An 18,217-nucleotide genomic window follows, 5' to 3' on the forward strand; every position below is an offset into this window, starting at 1 on the left:
ACTCCTGTCATTGTTCAGAAACGGGTTGAGAAACGATAACCCGTGCCGCGAACGGTCTGCACCATACGATCGTGACCGCTCAGTTCCAGCGCTTTTCTCAGGCGGCGAATATGAACATCGACCGTCCTGTCTTCGACATAGACGTTAGTTCCCCAGACGTTATTCAGCAACTGCTCGCGGCTGTAGACGCGTTCCGGATGGGTCATAAAGAAGTGCAAAAGTTTGAATTCGGTCGGCCCCATGTCCAGCGGATTTTCGCCGGTCATGACGCGGTGTGACGTGGGATCCAGACTCAGTCCCTGCATCTCAATCACCTCTTCAACCGCCATGGGCGAGATGCGTCGCATCACGGCTTTGATACGCGCCACCAGCTCTTTTGGGGAGAATGGCTTGGTGATGTAATCATCGGCCCCGGTTTCCAGCCCGCGAACGCGATCTTCTTCTTCGCCTCGTGCGGTCAACATGACGACGGGAATATCCCGGGTCATGGCTTCGCGTTTGATATGTTTAATAAATTGCAGTCCAGAGCCACCGGGTAGCATCCAGTCAAGCAGAATCAAGTCGGGCCAGGGTTCATTCAACTGGTTCACCGCACTGTCATAATCTTCCGCTTCAATCGGCTGGAAGCCATTTTGTTCGAGCACGAAGCACACCATTTCACGGATCGGAGCTTCATCTTCTACGACCAGAATACGTCTCGCCATACTTTGCCCTGTCTTAATTAAGTTACATGATTGTAATGCGGCGCCATTATGCGTCAGATTTATGACAGATTTATGAAAAACATTACCACCATCAATGGCAAACTGTTGTTTTATGACAGCGGTTATGTTCGCTGTCATGAACGTTTATAATCCCCTTCATCTTTTTCCGCCACGGATCTGTTATGCGCATACTTCATACTTCGGACTGGCATCTGGGTCAAAATTTTTACAGCAAGAGCCGCGCAACGGAACACGAGGCCTTTCTCCACTGGCTGCTTGACGCCGCACGGACGCACGAGGTGGACGCAATTATCGTGGCGGGGGATATCTTTGATACGGGTTCACCTCCCAGCTATGCGCGTGAGTTATATAACCGTTTCGTCGTGAATTTACAGCAAACGGGCTGCCATCTGGTGATTGTGGCGGGCAACCATGACTCTGTCGCCACGCTTAACGAATCCCGCGATATTCTGGCCTTTCTGAATACGACCGTGGTGGCGAGCGCCGGTCATGCGCCGCAGATCCTGACCAAACGCGACGGCACGCCCGGCGCGGTGCTTTGCCCTATTCCCTTTTTACGTCCGCGCGACATCGTTCAAAGTCAGGCGGGATTATCCGGCGGTGAAAAACAGCAGCATCTGTTGCAGGCCATCACTGATTATTACCAACAGCAATATGCAGATGCGTGCGCGCTTCGGGGCGACAATGCCCTGCCGGTGATTGCTACAGGCCATCTGACGACCGTCGGAGCCAGTAAGAGTGACGCGGTACGTGACATCTATATCGGCACGCTGGATGCCTTCCCGGCACAGAACTTCCCGCCTGCCGATTACATTGCCCTTGGCCACATTCATCGTGCACAAATTATTGGCGGCTGTGAGCATATTCGCTACTGCGGCTCGCCAATTCCGCTCAGTTTTGACGAGACGGGCAAAGCCAAGGGCGTGCATCTGGTGACTTTCGCCGACGGCGTCCTCAGTGCGGTCGAGACGCTGGAAGTGCCCGTGACTCAGCCGCTGGCTGTGCTGAAAGGCCACCTGGCCGACATCACCGATCAGCTTGAACAGTGGCGCGGGCAAGAGCAACACCCGCCCGTCTGGCTGGATATCGAAATCACCACCGACGATTATCTCCAGGATATGCAGCGTAAAATTCAGGCCCTGACCGAGGATTTACCCGTTGAGGTTTTGCTGGTGCGCCGTAGCCGCGAACAGCGCGAGAAAATCCTCCTCGGCGCACAGCGTGAAACCCTCAGCGAGCTCAGTGTAGAAGAGGTGTTTGCCCGCCGTCTGGCCCATGAAGAGATCGACGAGGAGAAACGCGCCCGCCTGAATACCCTATTTAGCCAGACGTTACATGCGCTGAATGATGAAGAGGAAAACGCATGAAAATTTTGAGTTTGCGTCTGAAAAACCTCAACTCGCTAAAGGGTGAATGGAAAATCGATTTCACCGCCGAGCCTTTTGCCAGCAATGGTCTTTTTGCTATTACCGGCGCAACCGGCGCGGGTAAAACCACGCTTCTGGACGCCATTTGTCTGGCCCTGTATCACGAAACGCCCCGCCTGCAGAAGGTCTCGCAGGCGCAAAACGATCTGATGACGCGCGACACCGCAGAGTGCCTGGCCGAGGTGGAGTTTGAGGTGAAAGGCGTCGCCTATCGCGCTTTCTGGAGCCAGAACCGCGCCCGCAATCAGCCGGACGGTAACCTGCAGGCGCCGCGCGTCGAGCTGGCGCGCTGTGAAGACGGTAAAATCCTGGCGGATAAAGTCACGGACAAGCTCGAACAGACGGCCACCCTCACCGGGCTGGACTATGGTCGGTTTACCCGCTCTATGCTCCTGTCTCAGGGACAGTTTGCGGCCTTCCTGAATGCCAGACCCAGCGATCGCGCCGAACTTCTCGAAGAACTGACCGGAACTGAAATTTACGGTCAGATTTCGGCCATGGTGTTTGAGAAGCACAAAGCGGCTCGCCATGAGCTGGAAAAACGCGAAGCACAAATCGCAGGCGTAGTGCTGCTAACTGAAGAGCAACAGCAGCAGTTGCATCAAGGTTTGCAGGTACTTACTGACGAAGAAAAAACGGTGCTCATCGCTCAGCAGCGTTATCAGAACGAACTTCAGTGGCTGACGCGTCATGATGAGCTGCAGCGGGAACAGCAACGCGCCATCACCGCACAAGAGCAGGCAAAACAGGCGCTGGTGGACGCCACGCCCGAGCTGGAAAAGCTCCAGCTGGCTCAGCCCGCCGCGCTTCTCCGCCCGCTTCGGGAACGTCATCAGGAACAGACCACGCGCCTGGCACAAACCCGGCAACACGTGCTGGATGTGAATACTCGCTTACAGTCCAGGCTCGCCCAGCGCGCACGTATTCGTTGTGGCGCCCTGCGCATTCGCGATCGGTGGCAAACCGAACTGGCCACGCTGACCCAGTGGCTTGCCCGCCACGATCGCGTTCGCCAGTGGGGGCAAGAAATTGCGGGATGGCGAGCGCACTTTGCCCAGCTTACGCGCGATAACCACCTGCTCGCGACGCAAAACGCCCGCCTGGCGGAATTACGCCAAAAGTTTGCGGGCCTGCCTGAGACGACGTTAACGCTCAGCGCGGAAGACGTGGTGGCAGCAATGGAGTCGCAAACACAGGCTCGGGCCGCCCGCCAGCGCCTGACCACGCTTCATGCCCGCTATCAGCCTTTGCAAAAGCGGCAGGTACAGAATAGCGAAAGCGTCAAAAAAGCCCAGGCAGAACAGGCCCGGCTCAACGAAACGCTTGTCCTTCGCCGACAACAGTTTAAAGAGAAAAATCAGCATTACCTCGACCTGGAAACCCTGTGCAAACAGGAAGAGAAAATCAAAAGTCTGGAGGCCGAACGGGCGCAACTGCAGGCCGGGCAGCCGTGTCCGCTGTGCGGTTCCCCTTCCCATCCGGCCATTTCCGCTTACCAGGCGCTTGAACTGAGCGAGAATCAGCGTCGTCGCGATCGGCTAGCGAAAGAGGTCGCTGCGCTAAAAGATGAGGGTTTGTTAGTCCTGGGGCAGGTGAATGCGCTGACCAGCCAGATCCAGCGTGAGTCAGACGAGGCAACGACGCTCTCTCAGGAAGAGCAAGCGCTCACCTCAGAGTGGACGACGGTGTGTGCCTCACTGAACGTCAGTCTGAACATTCAGGACGATATCGCCCCCTGGCTGAGCGAGCAGGAACAATATGAGCGTCAGCTGTATCAGTACAGCCAGCGCCTGACGCTACAAGGCCAGATCAACGAGCAGGAAACCCAGGTCAAACAGACTCAGCAGCAGCTTGCCGCCACGCGCCTGGCGCTGGAAAACGCCCTGACGACGCAGGCGCTCACGGTGCCTGAAGCGGGCAGCGAAAGCGCCTGGCTTACCGAACGTGAAGCCGAGGTATTGCGCTGGCAGGAAAAGCAGACCCAGCAAGGGCTTTTACAGGAACGTATCAACGCGCTGACGCCGCTGCTCGATACGCTGCCTGAAGCAGACAGCGCGGAGGCAGAACCCGCTATCCCGGATAACTGGCGTGAGATCCATAATGAATGCGTTTCCCTGCAAAGCCAGCTCGCTACCCTGCAACAGCAGGAAAGCCTGGAGAACGCGCGTATGCAGGAGTTACAGACCCAGTGGGCCACGGCGCTGAACGCCAGCGTCTTTAGCACAGATGAGGCGTTTCTGGCGGCCCTGCTGGACGAGGCCACCCTCCAGCGTCTGGAGCAGTTGAAACAAACCCTGGAGACGCGGATACAACAAACCGCGGCACTTTGCGAACAGGCGATGCAGCAGCAGAGCGCGCATATGCAGCGTCGGCCAGAAGGTCTGGAATCAGATGCAGTCACCCTGCAAGCCCAGCTTGAAAGCGTGGGACAGCGTCTGCGTGAGAACACCACTCGTCAGGGTGAAATCCGTCAGCAGCTTAAGCAGGACAGCGATAACCGTCAGCATCAGCAGGCATTGATGCAGCAAATTGAAGAGGCGAGCCGTCAGGCTGAGGACTGGGGATATCTGAATTCGCTGATTGGTTCAAGCACAGGTGACCGCTTCCGTAAATTTGCCCAGGGGTTAACGCTCGATAATCTGGTCTGGCTGGCGAATCAGCAGCTTAATCGCCTGCACGGGCGTTATTTGCTGCAACGCAAAGCCAGCGACGCGCTGGAGTTAGAAGTGGTGGATACCTGGCAGGCGGATGCCGTGCGCGATACGCGGACACTTTCGGGCGGGGAGAGCTTCCTGGTGAGCCTGGCACTGGCGCTGGCGCTTTCTGACCTGGTAAGCCATAAAACGCGCATTGATTCCCTGTTCCTTGACGAAGGGTTTGGCACGCTGGACAGCGAGACTCTGGACACGGCGCTGGATGCCCTGGATGCGCTGAATGCGACCGGCAAAACAATCGGGGTTATCAGCCACGTTGAAGCGATGAAAGAACGGATTCCGGTCCAGATCAAGGTGAAAAAGATCAACGGGCTGGGGTACAGCAAGCTGGACCGGGCGTTCGCGGTGGAGTGAGGTTTTTGGGTGGGTGAGTGCGCTCTGATGCCCTCACCCCGGCCCTCTCCCACAGGGAGAGGGAGAAAAACCGCTACTGCGCTGACATACCCTCTCCCACTGGGAGAGGGGGAAAAATCGCTACTGCGGTGACATATCCTCTCCCACAGGGAGAGGGAAAAAATCGCTACTGCGGCCAAAGCCACGCTGCGCCGCGTACGCCGCTGGAATCGCCGTGCACCGCTTTGCGGATTGGCGTTTCGCATTCGCCGCCGAAGACCCATTGCTTCACCAGGTTGGGCACCGTGGCATAGAGACGATCAACGTTGCTCATTCCACCACCCAGCACGATCACGTCCGGATCCAGAATATTCACCACGTGTGCCAGTGATTTTGCCAGGCGCATTTCATAGCGACTGAGCGCCAGCTCCGCCACCGGGTCCTGCGCTTCAACCAGGCGCATAATCTCATTGCCTTTCAGGGGCTGTCCGCTTAAACGATGATAATCAGTCGCAAAACCGGTGCCGGAGATAAACGTCTCGATACAGCCCTGCTTACCGCAGTAGCACGGCACTTCGGCGCGGTATTTGAGTTCGTCTTCATCCATCCACGGCAGCGGATTGTGGCCCCACTCGCCCGCCGTCCCGTTGCCTCCAATGTGGGCGCGTCCACCAAAGGCCACGCCAGCCCCGCAGCCTGTGCCGATAATCACGGCAAAAACCGTCTGTGCGCCGGCTGCGGCGCCATCTATGGCCTCCGAAACAGCCAGGCAATTGGCATCGTTTGCCAGCCGCACTTCACGATTAAGACGCGTGCTTAAATCCCTGTCGAACGGCTGGCCGTTGAGCCAGGTGGAGTTCGCATTTTTGACAACGCCGGTGTAGGGGGAGAGGGAGCCAGGGATCCCCATCCCGACGGTGCCGGTCTGCCCCGTCGCGTGTTCAGCCATCCCGACCAGAGACGCGATGGTCTCTATGGTTTGCGAGTAGTCATCACGCGGGGTGGGCAGACGGTGGCGAAACAGCTGCTCCCCCTGCTCGCTCAGCGCAATGACTTCTGTTTTGGTGCCGCCCAAATCAATACCAATACGCACAGGACACTCCTCTTTTTTTTGATTATCAACAGAGTAGAAGCACGCTTTCCGATTAGCAATGCAAGCATTGCGACAATTCGTTATCATGCCCGCTGATTTAACGACAAGGCCGTGGAAATTATCATGCTGTGGTTCAAAAATTTGATGGTTTACCGTCTCAGCCGCGACGTTTCGCTGCGTGCGGAAGAGATGGAAAAACAGTTAGCCGCTTATACCTTTAGCCCTTGCGGAAGCCAGGATATGGCGAAAACCGGTTGGGTTTCTCCGATGGGTTCGCAAAGCGATGCTCTGACCCACACCACCAATGGTCAAATCATCCTCTGTGCCCGCAAGGAAGAGAAGATCCTGCCAACTCCGGTGGTCAAGCAGGCACTCGAAGCAAAAATCTTTAAGCTGGAGGCCGAACAGGGCCGCAAGCTGAAAAAGACCGAAAAAGATTCGCTGAAAGATGAAGTGCTGCACTCCCTGCTGCCGCGTGCTTTTAGCCGTTTTAACCAGACGATGATGTGGATCGATACCGTTAACGATCTCATCATGGTCGACTGCGCCAGTGCGAAAAAGGCCGAAGATACGCTGGCCCTGCTGCGTAAAAGCCTGGGATCGCTGCCGGTTGTGCCACTGGCAATGGAAAATCCGATTGAGCTAACGTTAACCGAATGGGTCCGCAGCGGTAGTGCCGCACAGGGTTTCCAGCTGCTGGACGAAGCGGAACTGAAAGCGATGCTCGAAGACGGCGGCGTGATCCGCGCGAAGAAACAAGATCTGGTCTGTGATGAAATTGCCGTCCACATCGAAGCCGGAAAGCTGGTTACTAAACTCGCGCTCGACTGGCAGCAACGTATTCAGTTTGTGATGTGCGACGATGGTTCGATTAAACGTCTTAAATTCTGTGATGAATTACGCGATCAGAACGAGGACATCGACCGGGAAGATTATGCGCAGCGATTTGATGCCGACTTTATCCTGATGACAGGTGAGCTGGCGGCGCTGATTAAGAATCTGGTTGAAGGCTTAGGCGGCGAAGCGCAGCGTTAACGCCGCGCCCGCCCTTTTCCTCTCCCGGTTCGGGGGAGGAGAATTAATCTTTCAGGTAACGACACAGGTAAGAGGTTGGCTCAGCCACCTGCAGGTGGAATTCACTGTGGCCCGGTACGTTAAAGGTTTGTCCGTCCGTATACACCTTCCACTCGGTCTCACCCGGTAAAAGAACGTTTAACGCCCCGCTCACCACCGTCATCTCTTCTGGCTCCGCTGTGCCAAAGGTGTATTCCCCTTCCGCCATAACGCCGACACTGGCGCGGCCAGTAATGCTGCTGGTAAAACCAATGGATTTCACTTTACCGGAAAAGTATTCATTACTCTGTAGCATGGGGTGGCCCTTATATTTGTCGATAAAAATCCACTATATGGGCCATCCTCGGTGCCTGTCACGCAAAATCATTACACCAGTAATTCGGATGCCAGGCGCGCCACCAGAACGTTGGATAACAGGACAGGAACATCCAGCGCTTTTTGCAATAAATCGCGATGATGCTGATGAAAACCAAGGCAGTCGAGCATGAGCACATCCGCCCCTTTTTCAATCAGTTCCCGGCCTGCTTCAATCAGCGTAGATTCGCTGTCCCAAATGGGATTCGCCAGCGTAAACAGCGGCGATTTGGGCAGATCCTTCCATTTGACGATTTGATTGCCGATCAGCTCTTCAATGGGCACTATCACCCCAACCTGATGACCATCCACAATCGACGCGACCAGCGGCGGAATGATCCTCGTGGGCTCAAGTAATATGGCATTACGGGCATGCAGACCGCTTAGGGATGCGGTGCTCATCAGTAAAATAACGTCATATCCTTGATTATCGAGCACTTCAATCACGCCCTGCAGGGCGCGCTCAATCTTCTGATGTGAGACGTGGGCAATTTCACCGTCGCTTAATAATGTCGGCAGGGGCGTATCGCCTTCCTCAATCGCGTAGTCTTCCATGACCTCTGCCCGGCCCATCTTTCCCAGCAGGCTGAGATGGGTGATTTGTTGTTCAGAGATATGCTCAGTTAAGAGCGGTAACACTTCGCTTACAGGAACCACCCCAATGGTGAGGATCGCCAATGTCGCCTTCATCGTTTATCGCCTTCAATCACTGCCACTGCATTCACATAAACACAGGCAAATTGCGCTGTGCGGCTCTTGTTTTAGGTTAAACAGCACAAAAGCCTAGCAGCAGATCTCTACACCGAAATGTAAAGATCTGGCGGTCTTTTTGAAACTGCCTGTAATCACTAAATATTAACTCTTGCTTAACATTCCTGATGAATGAAAAGTGTGATATCGGCACGATTATGGCGGGTTTAAGATTTTTATTAGGACTTATCAGGGTCTTCGTAACGCTTTTTCGCATCCAGCGCTTCTTGCTCGGTTTCATGTTCGCTGATCAGCGAATCCGGTTTAGGATGATCGGCTCGAAGCTGATACCAGGTCACGGTCTCATCGGCTTGACCTTTCTCAACTGAAACAATGCGCGCTTCACGCGGATAGGGGGGTCTGGTCGGCATAGCTCATCCTTATTATGTAGGTGAGCTATCAGTATAGACGGCAGTTAGCTTGCGCACGCCTGACGCAGCAGGGTAACAATCTGAAAAGCGACCTCTTCAGGTGATTTCGATGCGTCAACCACATGATGAGCGGCGTCACGATAGAGCGCGTCCCGCTCGGCCAGCACGTCGCTCACCTCTTCACTGATAGGCTTGCCCGTCAGGGTCGGGCGTTGGCCTTCCTCTGGAACGGCTTCAAGGCGTTCGACTAAGGTCGAGACCGGGGCGCAAAGATAGATAACCAACCCTTTTTCGCGCATAAACTGTCGGTTATGCGCGGCGAGGATAATCCCCCCGCCCGTCGCGATAACCGTTGAAGGCGCCGTTACCGCTTCCAGGGCTGCTGTTTCGCGGGCGCGGAAACTCTCCCACCCTTCTCGTTCCACAATGTCGGCAATGCTTTCACCCGCTTCTTGCTGGAGCCAGCGATCGGTGTCTACAAACTGACTCTGGCAGACGCGAGCCAGCTCAAGACCGACGGTCGTTTTCCCACAGGCTCGGGGGCCAACTAAAAAGATGGGTTGGGTCATAAAGCGGTGTTCCCCTTGTTGCCGGCTGGCGTGAAGGTGTAAAGAATTGATTGCAGAAGATGTTGCGTTTACTTTACTGCAAAGCGAGGGTCGCTGACAACCCAAAACCCACACACTCTATCATATTTTAGTAATGATTATCATTACGCTGTGCGGCGTTTGACCTCAAGCAACCATTTATCAAGCTCAGCAGCAAACAGCTGGCGATCCCGTTGGGAAAGCGTATCCGGCCCGCCAGTCTGAACGCCGCTGGCGCGCAGCGTATCCATAAAATCACGCAGGGTCAGTTTTTCACGAATGGTTGCAGGGGTATAACGCTCACCGCGCGGGTTCAGGGCGGCGGCCCCTTTCTCAAGCACTTCGGCGGCGAGCGGAATATCCGCGGTAATCACCAGATCCTCCGGGTTGCATAAGCGCACAATTTCATTGTCCGCCACGTCAAAGCCTGCGGGTACACGCAGGGAGCGAATAAATTTTGACGGCGGTGTGCGCAACGTCTGGTTAGCCACCAGCGTGAGCGGCATCTGAACGCGCTCTGCGGCGCGAAACAAAATCTCTTTAATCACATTCGGACACGCATCCGCATCCACCCATATAGCCATGTTGTCTCCCATCAATAGCAATGTTGGCTATTGTCGCCTGCTTTTCGTTGTTAAGCTATAAAGCGATCGCTCAGAAAACAACGCATCATAACGGAGAGACATGATGGACAAGAAAATCGGGTTTATCGGTTGCGGAAACATGGGCAAAGCCATTCTTGGCGGCCTGATTGCCAGCGGCCAGGTGCTGCCAGGTCAGATTTGGGTGTACACCCCCTCACCAGACAAAGTGGCGGCGCTGCGCGATGAATACGGTATCAACGCCGCCGAGAGCGCGCAGGAAGTGGCACAGGTTGCGGATATCGTCTTTGGGGCAGTCAAACCTAACATCATGATTAAGGTGCTGAGTGATATCACCTCCAGCCTGAATAAAGAGACGCTTGTGGTTTCGATCGCCGCAGGCGTCACCCTGGATCAGCTGGCACGGGCACTCGGCCACGACCGCAAAATCGTGCGGGCTATGCCGAATACCCCTTCGCTGGTCAACGCGGGCATGACCTCCATTACCCCCAATGCGCTGGTGACCCCGGAAGATGTCGCGGATGTCCTGAACATCTTCCGCTGCTTTGGGCAGGCAGAAGTGATTGCAGAATCGATGATTCATCCGGTGGTGGGTGTGAGCGGCTCCGCGCCGGCGTATGTGTTTATGTTTATCGAAGCCATGGCCGATGCTGCGGTGCTGGGTGGAATGCCACGCGCGCAGGCCTATAAGTTTGCCGCTCAGGCGGTAATGGGCTCCGCCAAAATGGTGCTGGAAACGAGTAAACACCCCGGTGAACTGAAAGATATGGTGTGCTCGCCAGGCGGAACAACCATCGAAGCGGTACGCGTACTTGAAGAGCGCGGGTTCCGTGCCGCCGTCATTGAAGCCATGACGAAGTGCATGGAAAAATCAGAATCCCTGAGTAAATCCTGACCGCAAGCCGGGCGTCAGGCAGCCACCTCGGTGCGATTGCGTCCGGCATTTTTCGCCTTATAGAGCGCGACGTCAGCGGCCTTAAGCCACTCCCGGTAGTGGCCAAACGCGGGCGTCCAGGGCGCAATCCCGACGCTAATTCTTAACCTGACCTGCGGCGCGTTGGGTAAAGTCAGGGACTTCAGGCGCTCATGCACGCGCGACATCGCGGCAATGGCACTCTCCGCAGGCGTGCCGCCCATGATCACCGCAAACTCATCCCCACCAAATCGACCTATGATGTCCCCGGCGCGAAGCGTGAGCTGGATCTGTCGCGTGACTGCAATAATCGCTTCGTCGCCAACGTCATGGCCCCAGGTGTCGTTAATGCTTTTAAAATGGTCGATATCGATAATCAACATTGTGGCAGGGCTTTGGTTACGGCGGCAGGTATCAAAGGCCGTGTGCAATAGCATTTCCCAGTGTCGGCGGTTAAACACGCCCGTCATGCCATCGCGGGTACTCATCTTCTCAAGGCGCAGTTTATGTTCGGCGAGGCGGATAGCCGTCAGGTAACTGATCCAGGCAAAAAGGAGCGGATAAAGTACGATAACCGGCAATGCCAGGCCTGTTTCAAGCGGAGAATTAGTCCATGTGAGCGGCGTTGCGCAGAGCTGAAGCGTGACCATCGACGACAGGACCGTCAGGACCATCCCGGCGATAAACAGCCTGACCCCGCCTGCCCCCATCATGTTCATACCGATCATCATCACCAGGGCCGCGCTCGGCAATACGCTGGCGCCCATCAGTCCAATCCAGATACCGGCGATGATGGCATCTACCTTCAGATTCAGGATTTCACTGCCCCGGGGATCGGCGGACCGGCAGGCCCTTTGCCAGGCCAGATGCGGCCAGACAAAAGCCCAGCCAACTAAAATAAGCCACCATTCCCCGGGCGGCGCCTGAATGACCAGGGCGCCAGCAATGGGAAAAAACATCGCTGCCAACCCGCAGATTCGCGGCAGCCGGATGCGGCGGGCAAACCGTATGCCGGAAAGATGGCGATCATCCTGAGCAAAATGCTTATGCCACTCTTCGCAAGTGATGTCGGAATTGTAATAGTTTTCATCATTCATGATTTTTGGGAACATTCTGAAACATTTCCCAAATTATAGAGACGGGCTTTGGCGGAGAAGTATGAAATTTCGGGTGAGTCACACCAGCCACTCACCCGGAAGGACTACACTTTTTTCTTCAGACAGGCGCTCATAAACTTGCTGCGATCTTCACCTTTAAGCATTTGATTTGTGGCTTGCTCATTGCATTCACGCATCTTTTGCTGCTGCGGCGTCAGGCTCTTCTCGCCGGGTTTAGTGCTGCTATTTTTCAGGCAATCGCTCATGTACGTTTTGCGCGCGTCGCCTTTCAGCGTCTGGGAGGTGGCCTGTTGATTACACGTTGTCATGCGCTGTTGCTGAGGGGTGAGGGTCTTTTCCGCCGCATTCGCCGACGACATAAGAAACAGACCGGAGAGCAGGGTAACCAGTAATGTACTTTTCATTGCACCATCCTTATATGAAAGTTCATAGTAAGTCTGGTTCGTGGCGGCAAAAAAGCTACCCGGTGAACGAGGTTTCCACCGGGCATATCACGATTATTTCAGGTTAAGCGCCGCTTTCATGGTGTAGAACAAATCGGTCTGATCGGTCAGTCCTACTACGTTAGCTGCATGAGGACCATAGGCCGCGATGCGTAACTGCGCACCGGTATGTTCCATAGAATCCTCTTCGGAATTGCCGTAGCTCATCACCATTACCGCACCGTCTTTGGTATTCAACGCCTGCGTCAGGCCTGGTGCCTTGGTATCCGGCGCCACAATCTGGCTGGCGTGAGCGTGGTCAGCCGTGACAATGACCAGGGTATTCCCGTCTTTTTTGGCAAATTCCAGAGCCTTTTGTACGGCTTCATCAAGATCGACCGTTTCGCCAATCTGCCCGCACGGATTTGCCGCGTGATCCTGCTTGTCGATGGAGGCCCCTTCTACCTGCAGGAAGAACCCTTTTTCGTTCTTACTGAGCAGGGAGATGGCTTTCTCGGTCATGGCAGCAAGCGTCGGGACGCTGGCGTTACGTTCCGGATTGGCCGTACAGGTCACCGCCGGTTTATCCAGGTTGCCATGATAAGAGGCTTTAGGTCCTTGCCAGCGAACGGGCATATTGCCCTCAGAGAACAGACCCAGCAGCGGTTTATCCTGATTCGCTTCGGTAATCGCCTCCAGAGAAGCCGCATCGCTGACCATCTGATAGCCTCTTACCTGTGCCTGTTCACGCAGCGTTTTACCCTGCCACTCGCCTGACGTGGCGCTCTCCTGGAAGCTCTTCGCGCCGCCGCCCAATGTGACATCGGCGCGTGCATTCAGCAATTGCTCGGTAATCGAGCCTTTGCCGCCTTTTTCCAGGGCGTTGGTCGGGCATTTTTCGGTCGTGATCGACGGCGCGTAGCATTTACGTGAAGTCACGTGGGCCACCAGCGCCGCAGGCGTCGCATCCTGAAGCTCAGCGGTTGAGACATTGCCCGTTGCCAGTCCGGCTGTTTTTGCCAGTTCAAGAAGGGTTTGATGATCTTTTTCGTGAATATCGACGCCGAGCGCGCCGTTATAGGTTTTTACGCCGGTTGTCCACGCGGTGGCCGAGGCCGCCGAATCGGTAACGTAATCGGGTTTGCCGGTTTTTTTATCGAGCGCATAATGCGTGTATTGCCCGGTCAACGGTAAAGCATCAATACCTTTGAAGAAACCACCTGCGCCTTCAGCGTAATTTCGCGCAGCGGTAATTTCAGAATCCCCCATGCCATCGCCAATGAGCAGAATAATATTCTTAGCCGTTTTATCATTGAGCGATGCGCGAATGGCAGCCGTCTGATTGCCTGAAAGACGACGTGCGCCGCCAGGCTCGGTAATATTCCCCTGAGCAGCCCGGTTTTCCAGCACGCTGGTCTGGGTCGTTTCAGCATAAACGGCCGAAGTAAATAATAACGGAATTAATGCGATAGTCAGTGCGCTCTGTTTCACTTATTTTCTCCATGTACAAATACATAAAAAATAAACAGAGCGACTATAGGCATATCACATGACAATTCTATGACATGCTTTTTAGCATTAGACGGGCTAACTGCGGGGATGACGCAAGAGCTTCTTTACATATTGCTGTAGCATTTCGCTATCCTGAACCGGCACTTGAGAGTCGGGCCTGGCAGCCTCCAGAGCGCCTTCGACGCTTTTGATTAAGGCCTGTTGTTCGTTTTGCGCCATCTGCCGTAACAGCGCGGTAACGACAATTTCCAGCGCTTCAACCTGAGCGACCAGATCTTTTGATTCTTCTTCCTTTTGTGCAAGCTTGACCAGCAACTCCGCAATGAGATTTTTCATCTGCTATATCCTTATCCTGTTTTTGCTGACGTTAACACTCCGGACGAATATTGCAAAGAGCCGAAAAGTATTATCTTTATAAAAAAACATGCTATGTCGCAAATACTAATAATATAATCCGAGCGAAACGTTTTGCTATTATAAAAACCAATCACGCAAAGTTTATTATTAGTGATCGCCGCCTCATTTTTGAATGAAAATGAGGCGGCGACATACATCATCTCTTTTTGCGTTACGTTCAACGATTAAGACGTTTCTCGCGCTGGCGCAGGGCAATAGCAAGCTGAACAATATTGAGTAATACCACGACGGCCGTTGCGGCAAACACCCATCGGAAGCCGGCCATTGCAGAAACGCTGGCCCCGATTAAGGGGCCCGCGACGTTCCCCAGATACATAAACGACTGGTTATAACCAAAGATGCGGCCTGTGACCCGATCGCTGGAGTACTTGAGTAATAAGGTTTGCACCGCGGGCAACATTGCGCCATCAGCAAAACCCAGCAGAAAACGTAACACGCCAAGCTGCAGCGGCGAGGTGACAAACGACATGGCAAAAAAGAGCACCACGGCAAAGATCAGGGTCGCCATCAGAATACGCGCGGTACCTATTCGATCGCCGAGCTTACCCAGCCGGGGAGCAGAAATTAACGCAGAGACGCCCGGCACGGCTGCGATCATGCCGCTCAAGAAAGCGATGTTGGTGCTCTCGGGCTCCAGGGATTGAATAAATAACGCCAGTATGGGACCAACGGAGCCATTACAAAGTTGTATGACCATGGTGGTGACAAACAGGCTGATCATCAGTTTCGGGTACGGTAGGGTCGCAAAAACCGCCCTGCCGCTCAGGCGCTCGGCCTTGCTCACCGCCGGTCGGCCACCCTCCTTAATCAAAAAGAGGGTCACCAGGAAGCTCACTATCAGCAGCAGTGCCGTAATGAAAAAGACGGCGCGCAGGCCAACATGGTCCGCGAGGAAGCCCCCCATCAACGGCCCGCCAATCACGCCGCTAATCTGCGCGGTAGAAAGCGTACTGATCGCCCATCCGCTGCGCTCCCTTGGCACCTGGGAGGCCACCAGCGCCATGGCGTTCGGGATGTAACCGGATGTCAGCCCCATCACGGCTCGCAGGAAAAAAAGCTGCCAGACGTTGGTGGCAAAGGCCTGAAGTAATATCGCCACCGCCATCCCTAATGACGCCCGCAGCAGCATAAGCTTGCGCCCTTTTCTGTCGGCGAGGCTTCCCCACATTGGCGAGACAATGGCAGAGATCAGAAAGGTGACGCTGAAGGTCAGCCCCGACCACATCGAGAGCGCCTCGTGTGAGGTGACGCCAAGCTGTGCCACGTACAACGGCAGGAAGGGCAAAATCTGGCTGATCGCAAGGCCGGTAAAAAAACACCCGAACCAGACCGAAATAAGGTTAACTTTCCAGGATTCCATAAGGCGTACTATCTTCATATTCAGGCGAATTCGCCCACAGATTAGCAAGTTAGGTTCGTACCCGCGGTGTCAGAGATGCGGTTCAGCAGACTTTGGTTTTTTATCTTCCCAGTCATCATATTTGTGAAACAAGTCACACTTCATAATCATATTGCTGGTGATTTATGCTCTATCGGCACAGGCCAAAACCCCGCATACCCAGATGAAAATGGTTAGCGTGCGCTGCGTTATAGTCCGGCCCGAGGCCGTTGCCGTAGTAGTCGCAGCTGGCGCTGAGCAACGCACGTAGCCACGGCGATGTTTTCTCCTCCCGCCAGCCGCGCAGCACCGTGACGCGCTGACCATTCGCCAGCTGAAAGGCGCTGATATCCAGCGCATCTGCCGTGGCGTGTTCACTGCGTCGAGCATCCGGGCGGTGATAAATATTGCGGCAGGCAAAACTCCCCAGATGCTCAATGCGTGACAGTTCACTGTCCATCAGTTCTTTCGTCAGCGGTCGCGCCTGCTGATGCACAAAAAGGGCGGAACTGAGCGCCAGCGGGCAGCTGGCGATGAAGCTGCTGCTCAGGCTCACGGGACCAAAGCTCCGCACCCGAACCACATTTGTCAGCGGGCAGTCACCCGCGCTGTCTGCCCTTGATTGTGTCCGGATGAGCTGTTTTTGGTTCGCCTCAATGAGCAAATTGCCACAGGCTTCCGGCGTCAGACGACGCAGCTTGTACTGCGTGATTTTCCCCGGGGGATCTTCAAGCGTCAGCGGTACAAAAGGGTTGTAATACGACGGCAGCCAGCGATAGCCCATCACGGCTGCGGCGATAATAACCAGTCCTGTCAGCAGGCTTTTCCCTCTCACATCCCCTCCCCTTAAATCCCTTAAACATTATGGCAGAAGGCGACGAAACCTACCTGGCATCATGGTATGTTATAGGTTTTTGACAGACTGGATGAGTGTGAGATGGCGAAGCAGCGGGTTGGAATTGTCTTTGGGGGAAAATCGGCGGAACACGAAGTATCACTGCAATCGGCCAAAAATATTGTCGATGCCATTGATAAAAACCGTTTCGATATTGTCCTGTTAGGGATTGATAAACAGGGTCAGTGGCACGTCAACGATGCCAGCCAGTATCTGTTGAATGCAGACGATCCGGCGCATATCGCCCTCAATCCCTCCGACGTAAGTGTGGCCACCGTGCCTGGCGTGGCGCAAGGGCAGCTGATCGATGCTGGAAATGCCTCGGCGCTGGCGCAGATTGACGTTATCTTCCCGATTGTCCACGGCACGCTGGGGGAAGATGGTTCGCTGCAGGGAATGTTGCGAATGGCAAATTTACCCTTCGTGGGATCGGATGTTCTGGGTTCTGCCGCCTGCATGGATAAAGACGTGACCAAGCGTCTGCTCCGCGATGCCGGACTGAATATCGCGCCGTTTGTAACGTTAACCCGTGCCAATCGGGATAAACACAGCTTCGCACAGATCGCCGGCCAGTTAGGCTTGCCGCTGTTTGTGAAGCCCGCTAACCAGGGCTCTTCCGTCGGCGTAAGCAAAGTCACTTGCGAGGCGCAGTTTGCCGAGGCCGTGGATCTGGCGTTTGAATTCGATCGCAAAGTGGTGGTTGAGCAGGGTATTCAGGGCCGTGAAATTGAGTGCGCCGTGCTGGGAAATGATTTCCCGGAGGCCAGCACCTGCGGCGAAGTCGTATTAAACAGCGATTTCTACTCATACGACACTAAATACATCGATGACGTGGGGGCGCAGGTTGTGGTCCCGGCAGTACTGGATCCCGACGTGAATGACAAGATCCGGGCGATCGCTATCGAAGCCTATAAAGCGCTGGGTTGCGAAGGCATGGCGCGAGTGGATGTCTTCCTGACGCCTGATAACGAGGTGGTGATCAACGAGATCAATACCTTACCCGGGTTCACCAACATCAGCATGTACCCAAAATTATGGCAGGCGAGCGGCCTTAGCTACCCGGCACTCATTACCCGTCTGATTGAACTGGCGCTGGAGCGTCACGCCGTCAACAGCGCCCTGAAAAACTCCGTTAGCGGTTAATCCGCTTTATCAGGTTGTTCAGTTTCCACCGTCGGCGCGTCTTCTGGCCGACGGCGGATGATGAATCCTGCCAGCCAAAAACTGATGACCCACGTCACAAGCCCCACTGCATAGGTTTGCCAGCCTTTCGCCTCAAATCCCAACAGACCGACAACCCCATTCAGAATAAAAATAAGCCCAATCGCAAAGGCATAGTAGTGCCAGTCACGGCGTAATTTGGAAGTGAGTTTCATGACGACCCCGGTTGAAAAAAAACTATCCTCTCACAGTTTTATTCTGCGGTCTGTGCCAGATACGGAAATTCTTAAATACGAATCAATTTTAGTTAAGTCGCGATTTTGTGACGTAATGCAGAAATTGGCATTCCAGGCCAATTCCCTGGTGAAATT

Annotated in this window: 19 protein-coding genes; 5 read left to right on the top strand and 14 right to left on the bottom strand. The window is 54.7% G+C overall.

Annotated elements, in window-relative coordinates; genetic code table 11:
- Nucleotides 1-14: 14 nt before the first annotated feature.
- Nucleotides 15-704 carry a phosphate response regulator transcription factor PhoB gene (gene phoB / locus LZP96_RS05440; RefSeq protein ID WP_006176854.1) on the bottom strand — a complete coding sequence of 230 codons (690 nt, stop codon included), beginning with the start codon at nucleotides 702-704 and terminating at the stop codon, nucleotides 15-17.
- A gap of 182 nt (nucleotides 705-886) precedes the next feature.
- Here phoB and sbcD point away from each other — a divergent pair, with 182 nt between their 5' ends.
- Complete coding sequence (gene sbcD / locus LZP96_RS05445) at nucleotides 887-2,092, top strand: exonuclease subunit SbcD (protein WP_064325000.1); 1,206 nt, start codon at nucleotides 887-889, stop codon at nucleotides 2,090-2,092.
- Nucleotides 2,089-5,220 (top strand): exonuclease subunit SbcC, encoded by a 3,132-nt coding sequence (sbcC, locus tag LZP96_RS05450; RefSeq protein ID WP_258925723.1) that lies wholly within the window; start codon nucleotides 2,089-2,091, stop codon nucleotides 5,218-5,220. Before sbcD ends, sbcC begins: the two co-directional genes overlap by 4 nt.
- Nucleotides 5,221-5,386: 166 nt before the next feature.
- Here the strand turns inward: sbcC and mak are convergent, their stop codons facing one another.
- Complete coding sequence (gene mak, locus LZP96_RS05455; protein ID WP_064324998.1) at nucleotides 5,387-6,292, bottom strand: fructokinase; 906 nt, start codon at nucleotides 6,290-6,292, stop codon at nucleotides 5,387-5,389.
- A 123-nt stretch (nucleotides 6,293-6,415) separates the two neighbouring features.
- Between mak and rdgC the strand changes: the two genes are divergently transcribed.
- Entirely contained in the window at nucleotides 6,416-7,327 is a 912-nt protein-coding gene (gene rdgC, locus LZP96_RS05460) for a recombination-associated protein RdgC (RefSeq protein ID WP_064324997.1), read from the top strand.
- Between the two features lie 43 nt (nucleotides 7,328-7,370).
- On the opposite strand, the gene ppnP is transcribed toward rdgC, so the two are convergent.
- From ppnP to LZP96_RS05485, 5 genes are all read right to left on the bottom strand, one after another.
- A complete protein-coding gene (gene ppnP, locus LZP96_RS05465; RefSeq protein ID WP_064324996.1) occupies nucleotides 7,371-7,661 on the bottom strand; it encodes a pyrimidine/purine nucleoside phosphorylase in 291 nt (96 codons plus the stop codon).
- A gap of 71 nt (nucleotides 7,662-7,732) precedes the next feature.
- The gene (locus LZP96_RS05470) at nucleotides 7,733-8,410 is read right to left on the bottom strand and encodes an AroM family protein (RefSeq protein WP_064324995.1); all 678 of its coding nucleotides are present in this window, start codon (nucleotides 8,408-8,410) and stop codon (nucleotides 7,733-7,735) included.
- Between the two features lie 239 nt (nucleotides 8,411-8,649).
- Nucleotides 8,650-8,841 carry a protein YaiA gene (gene yaiA, locus LZP96_RS05475; protein ID WP_064324994.1) on the bottom strand — a complete coding sequence of 64 codons (192 nt, stop codon included), beginning with the start codon at nucleotides 8,839-8,841 and terminating at the stop codon, nucleotides 8,650-8,652.
- Between the two features lie 44 nt (nucleotides 8,842-8,885).
- Complete coding sequence (aroL, locus tag LZP96_RS05480; RefSeq protein WP_064324993.1) at nucleotides 8,886-9,410, bottom strand: shikimate kinase AroL; 525 nt, start codon at nucleotides 9,408-9,410, stop codon at nucleotides 8,886-8,888.
- Nucleotides 9,411-9,553: 143 nt separating this feature from the next.
- Nucleotides 9,554-10,012 (bottom strand): YaiI/YqxD family protein, encoded by a 459-nt coding sequence (locus LZP96_RS05485; RefSeq protein ID WP_064324992.1) that lies wholly within the window; start codon nucleotides 10,010-10,012, stop codon nucleotides 9,554-9,556.
- Between the two features lie 103 nt (nucleotides 10,013-10,115).
- Here LZP96_RS05485 and proC point away from each other — a divergent pair, with 103 nt between their 5' ends.
- Entirely contained in the window at nucleotides 10,116-10,925 is an 810-nt protein-coding gene (gene proC, locus LZP96_RS05490; RefSeq protein WP_258925734.1) for a pyrroline-5-carboxylate reductase, read from the top strand.
- 14 nt (nucleotides 10,926-10,939) lie between these two features.
- On the opposite strand, the gene adrA is transcribed toward proC, so the two are convergent.
- The 6 genes from adrA to LZP96_RS05520 form a co-directional block, all read right to left on the bottom strand.
- Nucleotides 10,940-12,043 (bottom strand): diguanylate cyclase AdrA, encoded by a 1,104-nt coding sequence (gene adrA / locus LZP96_RS05495; protein WP_232462974.1) that lies wholly within the window; start codon nucleotides 12,041-12,043, stop codon nucleotides 10,940-10,942.
- A gap of 101 nt (nucleotides 12,044-12,144) precedes the next feature.
- On the bottom strand, nucleotides 12,145-12,465 hold the full coding sequence (psiF, locus tag LZP96_RS05500; protein WP_064324989.1) for a phosphate starvation-inducible protein PsiF: 321 nt from the start codon (nucleotides 12,463-12,465) through the stop codon (nucleotides 12,145-12,147).
- A gap of 93 nt (nucleotides 12,466-12,558) precedes the next feature.
- Entirely contained in the window at nucleotides 12,559-13,974 is a 1,416-nt protein-coding gene (gene phoA / locus LZP96_RS05505; protein WP_064324988.1) for an alkaline phosphatase, read from the bottom strand.
- A gap of 96 nt (nucleotides 13,975-14,070) precedes the next feature.
- Nucleotides 14,071-14,331 (bottom strand): anti-adapter protein IraP, encoded by a 261-nt coding sequence (gene iraP, locus LZP96_RS05510; protein WP_064324987.1) that lies wholly within the window; start codon nucleotides 14,329-14,331, stop codon nucleotides 14,071-14,073.
- A 238-nt stretch (nucleotides 14,332-14,569) separates the two neighbouring features.
- Entirely contained in the window at nucleotides 14,570-15,772 is a 1,203-nt protein-coding gene (locus tag LZP96_RS05515) for a multidrug efflux MFS transporter (RefSeq protein ID WP_064324986.1), read from the bottom strand.
- Nucleotides 15,773-15,941: 169 nt separating this feature from the next.
- A complete protein-coding gene (locus LZP96_RS05520; protein ID WP_064324985.1) occupies nucleotides 15,942-16,625 on the bottom strand; it encodes an extensin-like domain-containing protein in 684 nt (227 codons plus the stop codon).
- Nucleotides 16,626-16,727: 102 nt separating this feature from the next.
- Between LZP96_RS05520 and ddlA the strand changes: the two genes are divergently transcribed.
- Nucleotides 16,728-17,828: a D-alanine--D-alanine ligase gene (ddlA, locus tag LZP96_RS05525; protein ID WP_064324984.1), complete on the top strand. Its 1,101-nt coding sequence runs from the start codon at nucleotides 16,728-16,730 to the stop codon at nucleotides 17,826-17,828.
- Here ddlA and LZP96_RS05530 read toward each other — a convergent pair.
- The gene (locus tag LZP96_RS05530; protein ID WP_064324983.1) at nucleotides 17,825-18,061 is read right to left on the bottom strand and encodes a DUF2754 domain-containing protein; all 237 of its coding nucleotides are present in this window, start codon (nucleotides 18,059-18,061) and stop codon (nucleotides 17,825-17,827) included. The two genes, ddlA and LZP96_RS05530, sit on opposite strands and share 4 nt — an antisense overlap.
- Between the last annotated feature and the right edge of the window lie 156 nt (nucleotides 18,062-18,217).

This window comes from Huaxiibacter chinensis, assembly GCF_022171985.1.
Lineage (GTDB): Bacteria > Pseudomonadota > Gammaproteobacteria > Enterobacterales > Enterobacteriaceae > Enterobacter > Enterobacter chinensis_A.